The following is a 14,890-nucleotide window of genomic DNA, read 5'->3' as shown; positions in this document are numbered from 1 at the left end:
CACCCGTCAGGCAGGCGGCAACCGCCACTCGATCGGCGTCTCGCCATTCTGCTCAAGAAACTTGTTGGTCCGGCTGAAATGCCCGCACCCCAGGAACCCGCGATACGCCGACAATGGCGACGGGTGCACTGACGTCAGCACCAGGTGCTTGGTCGCGTCGATCAGTTTCTGTTTACCCTGGGCATGTGCCCCCCACAACAGGAACACCAGATGCGGCTGACGCTCGCTGACCACTTCGATAATCCGATCGGTAAAGAACTGCCAGCCCTTGCCCGCATGGGCGTTGGCGTTGGCGCGCTCGACGGTCATGGTGGTGTTGAGCATCAGCACGCCCTGGTCGGCCCAGCTTTGCAGGTAACCGTGATTGGGGATGTCGATGTTCAGATCACGCTTGAGCTCTTTGTAGATATTGACCAGCGACGGTGGCGCCGGCACGCCCGGTTGCACCGAGAAGCACAAACCGTGGGCCTGGCCGGGGCCGTGGTACGGGTCCTGGCCGAGGATCACGACTTTGACCTTATCCAACGGTGTGGAATTAAGCGCGTTGAAAATCAGTGGGCCGGGCGGGTAGATCTCTTTTCCGGCGGCATGTTCCTGGCGCAGAAACTCGCGCAACTGGGCCATGTACGGCTGCTCGAACTGATCCCGCAAGGCGTGTTTCCAGCTGGGTTCGAGTTTGATACGGTCGTCTTCGGTCATGGTTGAATGGTCTTGTAAAAAAGAATGAGGCGAACCCTAGGAAAGCCGACCCCGCTTGTCAATTGATCTGACACACCAACGGCGCTTTCCTACGAAGCGATCATACTCATCCTTCACCTTATCGATTGAGGTCACGATGAACCTGCACTTCGAAGAGCTGACCGGCAGCGACGGTGCCCGCATTGGCATCGCCAGCCTCGACGCTGAAAAATCCCTCAATGCGCTCTCCTTGCCGATGATCCTGGCGCTGAGCGAACGCCTGGATGCTTGGGCCAAAGACCCGAACATCGTCTGTGTGCTGCTGCGCGGTAACGGCCCCAAGGCATTTTGCGCCGGCGGAGAAGTGCGCAGCCTGGCGTTGGCCTGCCTTGAACAGCCGGGTGTGGTGCCTGACCTGGCCGCACAGTTTTTTGCGGCGGAGTATCGTCTCGACTATCGCCTGCACACCTACCCAAAACCGGTGATTTGCTGGGGCCATGGCTACGTGCTGGGTGGCGGCATGGGCCTGTTGCAAAGTGCCACGGTGCGCATCGTGACACCGAGCAGCCGGTTGGCCATGCCGGAGATCAGCATCGGCCTGTACCCGGACGTCGGCGCCAGTTGGTTCCTGTCGCGCCTGCCGGGCAAGCTGGGGTTGTTCCTGGGTCTTACCGGCGCGCATATCAATGGCCGCGACGCTCTGGACCTGGGCCTGGCCGACCGCTTCCTGCGCGATGATCAACAAGACGAACTGCTTGATGGTCTGCTGCAATTGAACTGGCAGGAACAGACCGCGATGCAACTCAACAGCCTGCTCAAGGCGCTGGCCCAGGAAGCTGTCGACCAGCAACCCGAAGCGCAGTGGCTGCCGCGCCGGGCCCAGATCGACGAATGGCTGGACGTGGGCGATGTGCGGTGTGCCTGGCGCAACTTGAGCCCACTGCGTGAGCATGCCGACCCCCTGTTCAGCCGCGCCGGTAAGACGCTGAGCGAAGGCTGCCCGTTGACCGCTCATCTGGTGTGGGAGCAGATCCAGCGTGCCCGGCACCTGTCCCTGGCGCAGGTGTTCCAGATGGAATACACGATGAGCCTCAATTGCTGCCGTCACCCGGAATTCAGCGAAGGGGTGCGCGCGCGGCTGATCGACAAGGACCAGACGCCGCATTGGCATTGGCCGGATATCAATACGATTCCGGAGGCGGTGGTGCAGGCGCATTTCAACAAAGCGTGGGAAGGCCGCCATCCGCTGGCGGACTTGTCGGATTACTGACGCCCATAAAAAAGCGGCGCTTCATGCGCCGCTTGCAATACAGGCCTGTCAACGGTGACCGCCACGGCCCCCTCCATGGTCAGAACCGCGTCCGTGCCCGCCATTCCCCCACCGATCGCCGCCCCAGCCCTGGTTCGGATAAGGCCGGTAACCGGCACGCGGCCCGTAGTAACGCGGGGCGGGCTGGTAATAGCGCGGGGCCGAGTAGTAGCGCGGTTGTGGCGCGTAGTAGCGCGGCGCGGGGTAGTAATCACGGCGGTATTGATACGCCGTACCGCCGCCGTAGTAATACACCGGCGCTGGTGAGGTGTAGACCTCTGAACGGTAATAGCTCTGGCCGCCATCGTAATAGGGCACGCAAGCGGAAAGGGTCAGACCGAGTAAAGCGCTGAGCAGCAATCGTCGATACATGGCGGCCTCCTGGACCGCGGAAGAGCACCTCCAGCGACGCTGGAGGGCGGCATTCAGCTTTCACTAAATGACGAAATATCTGACATCGAAAACTGAATCTGGTGCGTTTTCGTAACGACTTGATACATCTGCGCAAGCTTTATCGATTCAGTAAATTTACCTGGCTCGCAACTTTCGCAATTGCGATGATGTCACTATGACATCGCACCGTGCCATGGAGGCTCTAGCGTGCGCCCTTCGCTACTATCGCCGGATTCGAGCCATGAAAATTTCAACCAAGCTGCTGCTTTCATTTTTACTGTGTGCGTTGGTCACCCTCGGGGTCGGCCTGTTGGGAATCAAAGGGGTGGTTCGCCTCTCTACGGCCCTGGAGCTGACGTTCTCCAATAATCTTGTCTCCGTGAGCAATACGGCCGCCACTCTCAATGGTCTGGTCGCCCATAACCGAGGTCTGTACCGGTTGATGGATGCAAGCAACGGCAATGTGGCCCAACAAGACCGCGATCGCGTTCGCCAGGACATCGCCCAGGAACTCAAGCGTAGTCAGGGCGCCTACGCGACCTATCGCGCGACGCCGTTGGAAGATGACGAACGGTCAGCCGGAGACAAACTCGATCAGATCTGGCCGAACTACGTCAGCAGCTCCGAACACATCATGGCGCTGCTTGACGGCGGCCAGGTCGATCAAGCCCGCACTCAGTTGAACACCACCAACAATGAACTGTTCCGCCAGGCGCGCGAGTTGATCCGCGTGATGATCGAGTCCAATAACCGCCAGATCAAGGAAGGTGCCATCGCCGCCGATGAGCTGCGTGCCAGCGCGTTGACCTGGATGATCAGCGGCATTGTCCTGGCGTTCATCATTGCTATCACGGTGGGTATATTGATCACCCGCCTGATCACCCGCCCCATCGCCCAGGCCGTGGACAGCGCACAACGCATTGCCAAGGGCGACCTGACCCAAGCCATCGTTACCGAACGCACCGACGAAGCCGGGCAATTGCTGATGGCGCTGTCGGACATGCAGGGCGGCTTGAAAAGCACCCTGGTGGAAATCGCCAACGCTTCCGACCAGCTCGCCTCGGCCGCCGAAGAGCTGAGCGCGGTCACCGATGAAAGCAGCCGTGGCCTGACCCGTCAGAATGATGAAATTCAACAAGCCGCCACCGCCGTCAACCAGATGACCGCCGCCGTGGACGAGGTGGCGAGCAATGCCGTCTCCACCTCGGAAGCCTCGCGCCAAGCCACCACCGAGGCCGAAGACGGGCGCCAGCAAGTTGAGCAAGCCGTATCTGGTATGCGTTCGATGGTGGGTGAAATCAACGATTCCACGCAGTCGGTGGCAGATCTTGCCGGCCAGGTAAGGGAAATCGGCAAGGTGATCGATGTGATCCGTGGGATCGCCGACCAGACCAACCTGCTGGCCCTGAATGCGGCCATCGAGGCGGCGCGCGCCGGTGAGCAAGGTCGTGGCTTCGCCGTGGTCGCCGATGAAGTGCGGGCGCTGGCCCACCGTACTCAAACCTCGACCGTCGATATTGAAAAGATGATTGGCGACGTCCAGACCGGCGCCGATGATGCGGTCGCGGCGATGAACAAGAGCCTGACCTGGGCCAACAACACCCAGACCCTGGCGCAGAACGCTGGCGAAGCCCTGCAACGGATCACCGCCAGCGTGGCGAAGATCAATGAACGCAACCTGGTGATCGCCTCTGCCTCGGAAGAGCAGGCCCAGGTGGCCCGCGAAGTGGACCGCAACCTGCTGAACATCCAGGATCTGTCCACCCAAACGGCCGCCGGTGCTCACCAGACCAATGCGTCCAGCCAGGACCTGTCGCGTCTGGCCACTTCGTTCAACGTACTGGTCAGCAAGTTCCAGCTCTAAGTAGCTTGGGCCGGGTCGGACCTGTATCGTGCACCGCATACCTTGCCCGATCCAGCCCGAACCCGCCCATGACCACGCCAACACTCTGCCCCGCCTGTGGCGCGCGCAACGACTGCACGCTGGCCGACCCGCGCACAGCCGACCAAGCCTGCTGGTGCTTCAGCGTCACCATCGATCCAGCGGTGCTTGAGGCCCTGCCCAGGGAGCTGCGTAACAAAGCCTGCCTGTGCCCGCGCTGTGCCCAGGTGGATGAGCAGTTGCGCGCAACTGAGCCGAAGTAATGCGGGTTGATCGCTTCCTCAGTAACTTGCCACGCTTCAATCGCAAGCAAGTTCGCTTGTTGCTGATTGAGCGCCGCGTGTCGGTGGATGGCGTTGCCGTCAGCGATCCTCACCATGAGGTCCGGGAATTCAGCCGTGTGTGCGTTGACGCTGAAGTGCTGCAAGCCGGCAAACCGGCGCGCTACTTCATGCTGCACAAACCCCAGGGGTGCGTAAGCGCCACAGCGGACCCACAGCACCCAACCGTGCTGGATTTACTTGATGAGCCGGACAAAGGTGAGCTGCACATTGCCGGTCGTCTGGATTTCAATACCACCGGCCTGATGCTGATCACCAACGACGGCCAATGGTCGCGGCGACTGACGCAGCCACAGACCAAACTGCCCAAGGTCTATCTTGTGGAGACCGAGCAGGCTATCGGCCCTGAGTATGCGAGTACCTTTGCCGAGGGTCTGTACTTCGCATTCGAAGACCTCACCACCCAACCCGCCGAGTTGGAATTGCTGGGGCCGACCACCGCACGGCTGAGCATCGTTGAAGGCCGCTACCACCAGGTGAAGCGCATGTTCGGACACTTTGATAACAAGGTGATCGGCCTGCACCGCGAGCGAATGGGCCCTTTGGTGCTGGATGTGGCCCTCGCGCCGGGCCAGTATCGGGCGCTGACTGACGACGAAATCCGACAGGTCTGACGACCGTTCAGCCGGTGATGGCAAAAAACCGCCCTGTCGCCTTGCGGGGTCGCACCTCTGCTGCTTGAATCAGGATCACCAGTTTAAATATGACTGGCGAGTCGCCTATAACCTCCAAGAAACACCTTGCCCCGCCCGCGCTTGATCTACGGGCCTCTCAGGCAAACAGCCCGCCATAACAACAGCCGTCGGCCAGCCGTCATCGGACCGACATGGGCCCTCCTTTTCCAGGCGTATGCCTACCTGTCACAAAGCTCGTGCAGAGTGATCTGCGCGCTCTACCCGCTTGCCAGGAGTCTTACGACATGAGGCCAGAAATCGCTGTGCTGGATATACAGGGTCAGTATCGGGTTTACACGGAGTTCTATCGCGCGGACGCTGCTGCAAAGACCATCATCCTGGTCAACGGCTCTATGGCCACCACGGCATCCTTCGCCCAAACCGTGAAAAGCCTGTACCCGCAATTCAATGTAGTTTTGTACGACCAGCCCTACGCTGGCCGCTCCAAAATCCATAACCGTCATGAGCAAATGCTGACGAAAGAAGTCGAAGGCCAGCTCCTGCTGGAACTTATCGACCACTTCGCCGCCGAGCACGTACTGTCATTTTCCTGGGGCGGCGCCGCCACTCTGGTCGCCCTCGCCCATCGCCCACGCCGCGTGGAGAAGGCCGTGATCAGCTCGTTCTCCCCGGTGATCAACGCCCCAATGCGCGACTACCTCGAGCGCGGCGTCGACTACCTCGGCAACCTCGACCGCGACCGCGTCGGCCACCTCGTCAACAGCACCATCGGCAAACACCTGCCGTCACTGTTCAAGCGCTTCAACTACAAGCACGTGAGCAGCCTGGCCGAGCATGAGTATGGGCAGATGCACTTTCACATCAGCCATGTGCTGAACAGTGATCGCCTGTGCTACCTCAAGGCGGCCAAGCAGATCGACATTCCGGTGTTGTTCCTCAACGGTGAATGGGACGAATACACCAGCGCCCAGGACGCCAAGCTGTTCGGCCAGCATGTGGCCAACAGCAGCTTCAGTACGATTCAAGCGACGGGGCATTTCCTGGACATGGAGCACAAGGCGGCGTGCCGGGACAGCCGGGAGGCGGTGGTAGGCTTCTTGAAACCGCAGCGGCAGGTCAGCCGGTTGCGCTATCACCAGGGTCAGGCGCAGCATGCCTTTGCCATTTGAACGCTTGTGGGGGAGCTGGCTTGCCTGCTCCCACAAGCACGTAACCCACACATTTTTGAAGAAAAACTTCAAATCCCTGCGAACTTCTGGTACAAAGTCAGCCGCTCTGAGCGGGTATAGTTTAATGGTAGAACAGTAGCTTCCCAAGCTTCCGACGAGGGTTCGATTCCCTCTACCCGCTCCACTCAAATTCTCGTTTCGCGTCAAGTTGTGTTTGACGGGAGATGCATAAAAAACCGGTCCTGGGTGACCGGTTTTTTTATGGCCGCGATTTGACGCATCATTCATCGGTCGGGAATACCTGTACAAATCTATATTCTTGTACAAGCATCCTTCGAACGCGCTGATGCACAATCACGGAGGCGAGCCATGACACGTCTACTGGTTTCATGGGTATTGATGTTGAGTTTGAGCAGTTGCGCCAACGTAGGCGTCGAGCGCTACGTTGATCAGCAGCCGCAGCTGGACTTGGACCGTTTCTTCAGCAAGCCCGTCAAGGCCTGGGGCATTTTCCAGAAGCGTTCCGGTGAGGTCACCAAGCGCTTTGAAGTAGCTATCGCCAGCCGGCGCGAGGGCAACGCCTTGATTCTCGACGAGCGTTTTCTGTACAGCGACGGCACGCGCCAACAACGTGTGTGGACGCTGACACCCGATGACCCAGGCCGCTGGAAGGGCCGAGCGGGGGATGTGGTCGGCGAGGCAATCGGCGAAGTGGCGGGTAACGCGCTGCGTTGGCGCTACAGGCTCAACCTGCCGGTGGACGGTTCAGTCTACGAGGTCAGCTTTGATGACTGGATGTACCTGATGGACGAGGACACCCTGATCAACCGCTCCAGCATGACCAAATTCGGCGTCGAATGGGGCCAGGTCACGCTGTTCTTTCGTCGCCAATGAATGACCCGCAGAGAGGGTGAAACATGAAGCTGCAAATGCTGACTGAGTTGGCCCTGAACGGTGAAGTTCGCGAGCTGGAGTTACTGTCACTGGAAGGTGGCTTCTACATCGCGCGTGTCAGGCTGGATAACGCTGAAATGACATTGCTGGACGATGACGCAAAGCCCCTGCGCATCGGCTCAACCACGCACTTGCGCAGCCTGTTGCAACGGGTTCCGCCCTTTCCCTGCGTGCTGGTGCAGCACTGCGTGCACGATGAAATGTGCGGTGTGCGGGAAGGTCCGATCGGCGCATTGCGCATTCCGTTTACGCTGGCCTCGTCCCTGTAGCATCTGGAATTTTTTGGCTCCCCTCCCCCGTGGTATGGGCGGCCTGGGAAGGCAAGCCTATTCAGTACGCCAAACGACCTAGGCGACTTGATCCACGCGGTCCTGCGCCGCCTCCACCAGCATCAGCCCCAACTCAATCATTTGCTGAATCGCAAGGGCCAGGTAGCGCTGTTGGGAAGGCAGGGTTTCGGCGAACTCACTGGTCATGGCTCCCGCGCCGGCGATGGTTTCGTAGGCGTTGGCGAGCAGTGCTTCGGTGTTGGCTTCGGGACGGACGCTGAACAGTTTTACGGATGGATTACATGAGTCATTACACATCTGTTGATCCTCGGTAAGGACCACCACCCAATGGGTTAGGGTGGCAGCTGTACGCAGGTTAGTAGACCGGGAAAATTCATCCGAAAAAACCGGCGCGCCCGAAGACGCCCTACGTACAGCTACCAATAAGCACAGGCATGAAAGTGCCTGACGGTAAGGACAGCCGTACGCCGGATAAATTTTCAACGGGCTACTAAACCCGACCGCTGATGGGCAGCGGCAGACGAACCTTAAAGAGGTCGCCCAAGACGCACAACTCGGACGATTCTGATGGTTGTGTAGGCAATGCCGCAAGGTTCAGGAGCACACCCCCATACTGCATTTATCACTCATCGATCATCCCCCGCCGCACCACCCACGCCAACGGCAACGTCACCAACAACACCCCCGCCAATACCATCACCGCCACCGACACGCCCAACGCATCCCCCACTCCGCCGAACACCACCGGCGCCAGCGCACCACCACCGATGGTGCCGGTGTAGAACACCGCAAACGCCTGCTCCCGCTTCCCCGCGCCCGCCAGATTCGGCACGGCGCCGTACAGCACCGAAGACGTACCGTTGAGCACCAGGCCCAATAACGGCAGCATCGCCATCAACCCGGCCAGCGGCACATACACGGCGGCAACGATCAGCAACGCGGTGCTGGTTTCCGTTAGCCACACGGTTTTCATCATGCCGATGCGCGCCCCCAGGTAACCGCAGAGCAATTTGCCGAATGCGCCACCGATAAACAGCAGCGTCAGGGCCAAGCCGATACCGGCAGTGCCCGCGCCTTTCGCTTGCAGCAGAAAGGGCAGGAAGGTGAGAAAGCCCATGCGTACGGCGCTGTCGAGGGTGCCTGTGAGAATCAAGGCGCGCAGGCCGGTGACGGAGCCACTTCCGCTGAAGGATTTGGTGTGTTTTGTTGAGATGGATTCGGATGCTTTTGCAGGAACCAGCCACCACAGCAGCCCCGCCGCTGCCAAGCCGAGCAACCCCAGCAACGTGGCGCTGGCACGCCAGCTGATGACGGTGAGCAGCAACCCGACCAAGCCCGGAATCAGCGTTTTGCCAATATCGCCGGAAAAGTTGTACTGGGACAGTGCCTGCTTGATTCCGCCACCGTCCTCGTAGGCGTCGCTGATCATCGAAGAGGCCAGCGGGTGTTGGGTGCTGGCGCCCAAGCCACCTAACAGAAGTGCCAGCAGCAACATCACCCATCCAGTGGCTTGGCCCACCATTAGATAAGCCGCACCGGCAAGTGCTGTGCCGCCCACCAGCATCAATACCCGGCCCCAGCGTTTCGCGGCGCGGCTGGCCATGAGTTGGAACACTGCCATCATCCCGGAATAAGCACCGCGTAACAGTCCGATCTGGGCGTAGGACAGCGCAAACTGCGCCTGCCAGATCGGCAATAGCACGTAGATGACATCGGTAAGGCCATCATGCACGGCATGGGCGCTGCAGCCGGCGATCAAGGTACGGCGGCGGTTTGAGGTGGCGTTCATGACGTCGCGATCAGTTGAGGTTTAACGGGCTTCCAGCCAGTGAGCGCGATCAACAAGGTCAACACCTGGAAGGCGATAATCAGCACCACACACCCGGCCCAGCCCCAACGCTCCCAGATCAAAGCAGGGACAATCGCACCGCAACTGCCGCCCAGGTAGTAACAGGTGAGATACACGCCCACGGCGCCTGCTTTGTCGTCACCTGCGGTCGCGGTGGTGAATGCGTTGGCCGCCGCCTGGGCCAGGAACACGCCAGTCGAGCTGAGGGCCAGGCCTGCAACGATGCACCACAAAGAGGGCAACAGCGTCAGCGCGGAACCGGCAATACCCAGCACCGCAGCTACGCTCAGCAGTTCAGCATGTGGCCGGGCCTTGCTGAGGCGGCCAGCGATAGGGATCACGATCAGCGCCAGCAGGAACACCATGTACAGCGTGCCCAGCGCCGCAGGCCCCAGGCTGAACGGCGGTAATCCGAGATACAAACCTGCGTAGGTAAACGCCGCCACCTGGGAAAACAGCACACAAAAACCTACCGCGTAGGCGGCCAATAAAGGCTTGCGAAAAACCGCCGAAAACGCAGTTTCACCCCTCACGGATCGCGCACGGCTGACCGGCAAAAGGAACTGGATAAACCCACCCACCATCAGGCTTAGCACCGCCATCAATTCAAAGGCTTCGCGCCACCCCACGTACTCCGTCATCACACCCGTGACGAAGCGCCCGGCAAACCCACCCAACACCGTCCCGGCCACGTAAAGACTGGTGACCTCCGTGACCGTGCCGCCACGCCAGCGGTCGCCGATGTACGCCACGCTGGTAGCGAACACCACCGGAATCAGCATGCCCTCCACAAACCGCCACACCAGCACCTCGGCAAAGCTGTCGGCATAGGCTGTCATCAACGCAGGCACCGCCAGCAACAACGCCGCAGCGCTGATCACCGTGCGTTGCTCAAAGCGCCCGGTCAGCCGGCTGACGAAAGGCGCAGTGATCGCCACCGCCAGGGTCGTCACGGTGATACTCCACCCCGCCACCTTGGCGCTGATGTGAAACTGCGCGGCGAACGTCTGGAGAATGCTCTGCGTGGCATACAGGTTGAGAAACGCCGCGCAGCCACACAGGAACAGGGCAAGACGGGCACAATGCAGGCGCGGTTTCATGAAACCTCTCGTTTTATTTTGTGAGGTCTTTATAGAATGGCCGGCAGGTCTAAAACCAATACCGATTTCGGACCGATCGATACCCAAGGACCAGGATGCTCGACCTACGCAAACTGCGTTACTTTCTGACGGTCGCCGAAGAATTGCACTTCGGCCGCGCGGCCATTCGCCTGCACCTGGCGCAGCCGCCGCTGACACGCCAGATCTCGGCGCTGGAGACCGAGTTGGGCTTCAAGTTGTTTGATCGCACCAGCCGCACGGTCAGCCTCACCGCGCAAGGCCGCTCGTTCCTGCCCTACGCCCGTGGTGTGCTGGAGCAGGTTGAGTTGGCGCAAGTGATCGCCGGCAAACTGGCGGCGGGCACTGCGGGGCAACTGACGCTGGGGTACGTGAGTTCGATCGCGCTGTCGGACCGGTTCAGCCAGGCGATCCAGGCGTTTGCCCTGCGTTTTCCCGATGTGCAATTGACCCTGGTGGAATGTGCCTCCGGCAGCCTGGGCGCGCAGGTGGCGGATGGGCGGCTGGATATCGGTTTGAGTCGCCTGTTGCCGCAAGATGAAGCGGTGCAAGCGCTGTCCCTGGGCGAAGAAAGGTTGGTGGCCGCTGTGTCCAGTGAGAGCCCGTTGGCCCGTCAGCCGAGCGTCAACCTGGCGCAGCTCAGTGCCTACCCGTTGATCCTGTTTCCGGCGGATTATGGATCGGGGCTCAACCAGTCCATCGAGCAGCTGTATCGACATCACGGCCAGCCTTTGCGCCCGGGCCCGACCGGCCGGCAGATCACGTCGATCATTGCGCTGGTGGCCGCCGGACAAGGTGTGGCGTTGGTGCCGGCATGTACGCAGAGTTTGATGAATAAAGGCGTGACGTACCGGCCTCTGGTGGAAGTGGATGCGTGTGCGCAACTGTTAGTTCTTACCCGAAAACAAGAACACAACTTATTGATCCAAGCCTTTATGAACGTAATAAATAGAGTGATATAGCCTAGATAGCGTATCAAGGGTTTTGAAAGAGCCCTCGTACGTTCCTTTCGGAAAATTCGTTCAATATGAATGGATGCGGTCGCGTTGATTACAAAGCTTTGGTGGTTATAGTAAGTACCCTTTTGAGGGTTCAATGATGCTTTACCCGATTGCAATTTCAAGCGGCGACGAGGATCACGCCTGGGGTGTGGAGGTGCCGGATATTCCCGGTTGCTACTCCGCCGGTGACGACCTGGACGACGCCATGGCCAGGGCTCGCGAAGCCATCGAAGGGCACTTCGAGATCTTGGCGGAAGACGGTGCACCGATTCCCAGTGCGCAGAAGGTCACCCTGCATGCAGCCAATCCTCAGTACGCAGGCTGCACCTGGGCCGTGGTGGACATTGATGTCACCAAGTATCTGGGCAAGGCGCAGAAGCTCAACATCACGCTGCCGGGCTACCTGCTGAACCGCATCGATGAATATGTACTGCATCATCCTGAAGAAAAAAGCCGCTCGGGGTTTCTGGCGTCGGCGGCGCTTAAAGTGTTGCAACAGGACGGGTAACGATGCTCCTACTCAAGCCCAGCTACTCCAGACACCCCACCTACAAGGTGATCGGCCTGGTACTGATCCTGCCGCTGATGATCTCGTTGATGAGGCTGGGTGGAATGGGTGTGCTATTAGCCCTTGCGACTTCAGCCTATGGCGTCTGGTTCGCGGTTCGGTACGCCAGTACGGGGTTAAAGGTGACGGCTGTGCTGGTCACGTTGCTCAATATCCTCTCAACGGTGTTGCTATCGACTCCCTCGGTGTTGATGGCCCTCGGTTACATCGCGTGGTTGTTCGCTTATCCGGCGTTCTCGGAGTGGCTCTACTGGCGGCGCTGAATTTGATCGCAAGAAACGTAGTTTGTCGATCAACGCTCCATTCTAGACTCCCACTACACCCACCTTCAGGAGCCCGCTCATGCCCTACGAATACAAACTCATGCCCTCCCCCGTAGGCCAACTCACCCTGGTGGCGCGCAACGGCAAACTCAGCGCGATCCTGTGGGAAACCGAGCGCGCCAACCGTGTACGCCTGGGTGAATTGTACGAAGCGCCTGAAAGCCCGGTGCTGGTGGAAACCCAACGCCAGTTGCAGGAATATTTCGCCGGCACCCGCAACCATTTCGAGCTGGAACTGGATTTCGCCGGCACTGACTTCCAGAAACAAGTCTGGCAGGCGCTGCTAACGATTCCCTTCGGCGAAACCCGCAGCTACAGCCAGATCGCCCGGCAGATCGGCAACCCGAAAGCGGTACGCGCAGTGGGTGCCGCCAATGGTCGTAACCCCATCTCGATCATTGCGCCGTGCCATCGGGTGATTGGTGCGTCGGGTGGGCTGACCGGCTTTGCAGGCGGGTTGGAGGCCAAACAGTATTTGCTGGCGCTGGAAGGTACAGGCCAGCCTGAATTGGCGTTCTGAAGGCCTCAGCAAATGTAAAAAGAAATTTCAAAGAATCCCTGCGGTCCATTATTTCATCACCCCCTTCCAAGGAAAACGGTCATGAAATTCTCCGCAGTCTCCCAATCCCTGTCCCGTTGGGCCGGCAGCCCGCGTACGTTCTACGCGGCGGTGGCGTTGATCCTGGCGTGGAGCCTGAGCGGGCCGTATTTCCACTACAACGACACGTGGCAACTGATCATCAACACCTCGACCACCATCATTACCTTCCTGATGGTGTTCCTGATCCAGAACACGCAGAACCGCGACAACGACATTCTGCATATCAAGATCGACGAACTGCTGCGTGTGTCCAAGGATGCACAAAATGCCGTGCTCAGCCTGGACGGCCTGGACCGCAAAGAGCTGGAGAAACTGCGCCAGGAATACCGCAGCATCGGCAACGCGGGTACGGTGAGCCTGAATAGCAGTTGCGGTCATGCTGCCGACGATGCGGCACCGACCAAGACCGATTTGAACCAGGCATAAAAAACGGCGGTTGGATTTGATCCAACCGCCGTTGTTTTATTTCAAGTGACGCACTCAACCGTCGCCTTGATGACCTTTACCGTAGGTCGACGCCAAGGCGCGAGCCTTCTGCAAACGCTCTTCCAATTTGGGCAGCGTCTCATCGACCAGCGCTTTTATTTCCGGCACATCCGACGCCGCGCCTTCCTGTTTGAACAGCGCGATGGCGTCTTCGTTTTCCTTCACCTGCTGCGCGGTGTAGGCCGCATCAAACGAGTCGCCGTCCTTGAGTTCGGGCATCAGGGTTTCGGCTTTGTCGACGATCTTCTCGCGCGGCGCCACCGGCAGGTCGAGCTTCTTGGCAATGGCCGCCAGGTGCTGGTTGGCCAGAGTGCGCTCGTTGATCACCTCGATGGTGTAGTCCTTGATTTCCTGGGACGAGGTCTTGGCGTGGGCCATGCGACTGGTTTCGATATCGGCCATACCCTTGGCCGAAGCCTGCTCGATGAATTCAGCAGGCGACTGGGCGAAAGCATTGCTGGCGCCGAGGCCCAGCAGCATCGCGAAACTGGCGGTGCGTAACCGGATAGCCATGCGGCTCATGATGGGTTCCTCCAGGCTGAAAATAAGGGCGGGGGAACACCCCCCGCCCTCAATTCGAATTTTCAGGGCGGCAAAGGTTTAGAAAAAACTCGCCAGTGCGACGAACGGTCATCGTCAAATCAAGCGGGTTTGCTGCCAAACAGGCCCGGCAACGCGTGCGCCAGGGCGTTGATGGCGAAGCCGATAAACATCACACCACAGAGCTTGGTGATCAGGATTTCATGGCGTTGATACACCGTACGCACCCTCTGCGCGCCGACCACGCCAATCAGGATCGCGTAGGCCAGCAGGCCGCCGACGAAGCTGAGGAAGATCAACGACGGCAGCATCGACCAGGTCAGCAACTCGGCACGGCTCGACAACAACGCCGTAAACGTCGCCACCGCCACCGGGTACGCCTTGGGGTTGGTCAGGCCGAACAGAATGCCATGCCAGAACGGATGCCGTGCCGCGCCCTGGGGCGCATCACTGCTGCGACGCTGAGTGCGAATCGCGCGCCAGCCGAGCCAGAACAGGTACAGGCCGCTGAGTACGCCGAGCACATCAAACGCACTGCTGCCCACTTCCCGCGCGCCGACGATAGCGATCAGCGCCGTGGAGCACCACACCACATCCCCCAGCAGATGCCCGCACAAGAAACCCGCCCCGGCCCGACGACCACGGGCGGCGCCGATACCAAACACGGCCAACACCCCCGGCCCCGGGGTAATACCGTAGATGAAACCTGAAGCGAGGACGGCGAGCAGCAAGGATGGGGTCATGGGCGCGACT

At 59.7% G+C, this 14,890-nt stretch carries 19 protein-coding genes and 1 tRNA gene; 13 read left to right on the top strand and 7 right to left on the bottom strand.

Features of this window, described 5'->3' with window-relative positions; genetic code table 11:
- Window positions 1-6: 6 nt before the first annotated feature.
- Window positions 7-699, bottom strand: coding sequence for a uracil-DNA glycosylase (gene ung / locus ACP7EW_RS12275; protein WP_426217273.1), 693 nt, complete (start codon window positions 697-699; stop codon window positions 7-9).
- A gap of 136 nt (window positions 700-835) precedes the next feature.
- On the opposite strand from ung, the gene ACP7EW_RS12270 reads away from it, so the two are divergent.
- The gene (locus tag ACP7EW_RS12270) at window positions 836-1,948 is read left to right on the top strand and encodes an enoyl-CoA hydratase/isomerase family protein (RefSeq protein ID WP_269133148.1); all 1,113 of its coding nucleotides are present in this window, start codon (window positions 836-838) and stop codon (window positions 1,946-1,948) included.
- Between the two features lie 48 nt (window positions 1,949-1,996).
- Here ACP7EW_RS12270 and ACP7EW_RS12265 read toward each other — a convergent pair whose 3' ends face one another.
- Window positions 1,997-2,359, bottom strand: coding sequence for a hypothetical protein (locus tag ACP7EW_RS12265; RefSeq protein ID WP_028619330.1), 363 nt, complete (start codon window positions 2,357-2,359; stop codon window positions 1,997-1,999).
- 262 nt (window positions 2,360-2,621) lie between these two features.
- On the opposite strand from ACP7EW_RS12265, the gene ACP7EW_RS12260 reads away from it, so the two are divergent.
- The 7 genes from ACP7EW_RS12260 (at window position 2,622) to ACP7EW_RS12230 (ending at window position 7,630) form a co-directional block, all read left to right on the top strand.
- Window positions 2,622-4,244, top strand: coding sequence for a methyl-accepting chemotaxis protein (locus ACP7EW_RS12260; protein ID WP_426217271.1), 1,623 nt, complete (start codon window positions 2,622-2,624; stop codon window positions 4,242-4,244).
- A gap of 68 nt (window positions 4,245-4,312) precedes the next feature.
- Window positions 4,313-4,525: a cysteine-rich CWC family protein gene (locus ACP7EW_RS12255; protein ID WP_426217269.1), complete on the top strand. Its 213-nt coding sequence runs from the start codon at window positions 4,313-4,315 to the stop codon at window positions 4,523-4,525.
- Window positions 4,525-5,217 (top strand): 16S rRNA pseudouridine(516) synthase, encoded by a 693-nt coding sequence (locus ACP7EW_RS12250; protein ID WP_426217267.1) that lies wholly within the window; start codon window positions 4,525-4,527, stop codon window positions 5,215-5,217. Before ACP7EW_RS12255 ends, ACP7EW_RS12250 begins: the two co-directional genes overlap by 1 nt.
- Window positions 5,218-5,522: 305 nt before the next feature.
- Window positions 5,523-6,407, top strand: a complete 885-nt coding sequence (locus ACP7EW_RS12245) for an alpha/beta fold hydrolase (protein ID WP_426129640.1) — start codon at window positions 5,523-5,525, stop codon at window positions 6,405-6,407.
- Between the two features lie 110 nt (window positions 6,408-6,517).
- A tRNA-Gly gene (locus tag ACP7EW_RS12240) sits at window positions 6,518-6,591 on the top strand.
- A 185-nt stretch (window positions 6,592-6,776) separates the two neighbouring features.
- Complete coding sequence (locus tag ACP7EW_RS12235) at window positions 6,777-7,301, top strand: DUF3833 domain-containing protein (protein ID WP_426217265.1); 525 nt, start codon at window positions 6,777-6,779, stop codon at window positions 7,299-7,301.
- 23 nt (window positions 7,302-7,324) lie between these two features.
- Window positions 7,325-7,630, top strand: a complete 306-nt coding sequence (locus tag ACP7EW_RS12230) for a DUF6482 family protein (protein WP_426217263.1) — start codon at window positions 7,325-7,327, stop codon at window positions 7,628-7,630.
- A gap of 78 nt (window positions 7,631-7,708) precedes the next feature.
- Here the strand turns inward: ACP7EW_RS12230 and ACP7EW_RS12225 are convergent, their stop codons facing one another.
- The 3 genes from ACP7EW_RS12225 to ACP7EW_RS12215 all read right to left on the bottom strand — a co-directional run bounded on the left by ACP7EW_RS12225 (window position 7,709) and on the right by ACP7EW_RS12215 (window position 10,600).
- Window positions 7,709-7,948, bottom strand: a complete 240-nt coding sequence (locus ACP7EW_RS12225) for a DUF6124 family protein (protein WP_426129646.1) — start codon at window positions 7,946-7,948, stop codon at window positions 7,709-7,711.
- A gap of 325 nt (window positions 7,949-8,273) precedes the next feature.
- A complete protein-coding gene (locus tag ACP7EW_RS12220; protein ID WP_426217261.1) occupies window positions 8,274-9,440 on the bottom strand; it encodes an MFS transporter in 1,167 nt (388 codons plus the stop codon).
- A complete protein-coding gene (locus ACP7EW_RS12215) occupies window positions 9,437-10,600 on the bottom strand; it encodes an MFS transporter (RefSeq protein WP_426217259.1) in 1,164 nt (387 codons plus the stop codon). The genes ACP7EW_RS12220 and ACP7EW_RS12215 overlap by 4 nt, the downstream gene beginning before the upstream one ends.
- A gap of 95 nt (window positions 10,601-10,695) precedes the next feature.
- Here ACP7EW_RS12215 and ACP7EW_RS12210 point away from each other — a divergent pair, with 95 nt between their 5' ends.
- The 5 genes from ACP7EW_RS12210 to ACP7EW_RS12190 all read left to right on the top strand — a co-directional run bounded on the left by ACP7EW_RS12210 (window position 10,696) and on the right by ACP7EW_RS12190 (window position 13,537).
- Window positions 10,696-11,580: a LysR family transcriptional regulator gene (locus tag ACP7EW_RS12210; protein WP_426217257.1), complete on the top strand. Its 885-nt coding sequence runs from the start codon at window positions 10,696-10,698 to the stop codon at window positions 11,578-11,580.
- A gap of 136 nt (window positions 11,581-11,716) precedes the next feature.
- A complete protein-coding gene (locus tag ACP7EW_RS12205) occupies window positions 11,717-12,127 on the top strand; it encodes a type II toxin-antitoxin system HicB family antitoxin (RefSeq protein WP_426218053.1) in 411 nt (136 codons plus the stop codon).
- A gap of 2 nt (window positions 12,128-12,129) precedes the next feature.
- A complete protein-coding gene (locus ACP7EW_RS12200; RefSeq protein ID WP_426217255.1) occupies window positions 12,130-12,450 on the top strand; it encodes a hypothetical protein in 321 nt (106 codons plus the stop codon).
- A gap of 79 nt (window positions 12,451-12,529) precedes the next feature.
- The gene (locus ACP7EW_RS12195; protein WP_426217254.1) at window positions 12,530-13,030 is read left to right on the top strand and encodes a methylated-DNA--[protein]-cysteine S-methyltransferase; all 501 of its coding nucleotides are present in this window, start codon (window positions 12,530-12,532) and stop codon (window positions 13,028-13,030) included.
- 81 nt (window positions 13,031-13,111) lie between these two features.
- Window positions 13,112-13,537, top strand: coding sequence for a low affinity iron permease family protein (locus ACP7EW_RS12190; protein WP_028619315.1), 426 nt, complete (start codon window positions 13,112-13,114; stop codon window positions 13,535-13,537).
- A 54-nt stretch (window positions 13,538-13,591) separates the two neighbouring features.
- Here ACP7EW_RS12190 and ACP7EW_RS12185 read toward each other — a convergent pair whose 3' ends face one another.
- Both ACP7EW_RS12185 and ACP7EW_RS12180 read right to left on the bottom strand, forming a co-directional pair.
- Window positions 13,592-14,119, bottom strand: a complete 528-nt coding sequence (locus ACP7EW_RS12185) for a DUF4142 domain-containing protein (protein ID WP_016975135.1) — start codon at window positions 14,117-14,119, stop codon at window positions 13,592-13,594.
- A 119-nt stretch (window positions 14,120-14,238) separates the two neighbouring features.
- Window positions 14,239-14,880 carry a LysE family translocator gene (locus ACP7EW_RS12180; RefSeq protein ID WP_033902680.1) on the bottom strand — a complete coding sequence of 214 codons (642 nt, stop codon included), beginning with the start codon at window positions 14,878-14,880 and terminating at the stop codon, window positions 14,239-14,241.
- Window positions 14,881-14,890: the final 10 nt, after the last annotated feature.

This window comes from Pseudomonas sp. DWRC2-2 (assembly GCF_049897885.1).
Lineage (GTDB): Bacteria > Pseudomonadota > Gammaproteobacteria > Pseudomonadales > Pseudomonadaceae > Aquipseudomonas > Aquipseudomonas azotoformans_A.
Note: the sequence above shows the minus strand (reverse complement) of the source record. Positions and strands in the feature narration are given on the sequence as shown.